This is a genomic window from Streptomyces sp. NPDC005791, from assembly GCF_042871485.1.
Lineage (GTDB): Bacteria > Actinomycetota > Actinomycetes > Streptomycetales > Streptomycetaceae > Streptomyces.
In genome coordinates, this window is the sequence record NZ_JBIAIP010000049.1 from 1 (window position 1) to 1,003 (window position 1,003).

At 67.3% G+C, this 1,003-nt stretch carries 1 protein-coding gene; it reads right to left on the bottom strand.

Annotation, left to right across the window (positions count from 1 at the left end):
• On the bottom strand, positions 1-1,003 hold a 1,003-nt coding region (gene ectB, locus ACFYSH_RS33955), incomplete at both ends, for a diaminobutyrate--2-oxoglutarate transaminase (RefSeq protein ID WP_388757747.1).

Genomic DNA, 1,003 nt, shown 5'->3' on the forward strand with positions numbered 1-1,003 from the left:
CTGCTCGACCTGCTCACCGCGGGCCAGCGTCTGCTTCTCCATCTGGCCGTCGGCCCAGTAGGCGTCGAGCGTGGCGGCGGCGGTGACGAAGGCCGGGTTGTTGCCACGGAACGTGCCGTTGTGCTCGCCCGGCTCCCAGACGTCCAGCTCACCCTTGAACAGGCAGAGCGACATCGGCAGGCCGTAGCCGCTGATGGACTTCGACAGCGTCACGATGTCCGGGACGATGCCTGCCTCCTCGAAGGAGAAGAAGCCGCCGGTCCGGCCGCAGCCCATCTGGATGTCGTCGACGATCAGGAGCATGTCCTGGCGGTGGCACAGTTCCTGGAGCGCGCGCAGCCACTCGGCGCGGGCGACGTTGATGCCGCCCTCGCCCTGCACGGTCTCCACGATCACGGCGGCGGGCTTGTTCAGCCCGGAACCCTGGTCCTCCAGCAGCCGCTCGAACCAGATGAAGTCGGGGACCGTGCCGTCGAAGTAGTTGTCGAACGGCATCGGGGTGCCGTGCACCAACGGGACGCCCGCACCGGCCCGCTTGAACGCGTTGCCGGTCACGGCCAGCGAACCGAGCGACATGCCGTGGAAGGCGTTGGTGAACGAGACGACCGACTCACGGCCCTTGACCTTGCGGGCGAGCTTCAGCGCGGCCTCGACGGCGTTCGTGCCCGTCGGGCCGGGAAACATCACCTTGTAGGGCAGGTCACGAGGCCGCAGGATCACGTTCTCGAAGGTCTCGAGGAAGGCCCGTTTGGCCGTCGTGGCCATGTCCAGACCATGGGTGATGCCGTCACGCTCGATGTAGTCGATCAGCGCGCGTTTCAGCACCGGGTTGTTGTGGCCGTAGTTGAGAGACCCGGCACCGGCGAAGAAGTCGAGGTACGAGTGTCCGTCCTCGTCGGTGAGCCGGGCGCCCTGTGCGCGGTCGAAGACCGCGGGCCAACCACGGCAGTAGCTCCGTACCTCCGACTCCAGGGTCTCGAAGACACTCAGGGCGGGCGGGGTG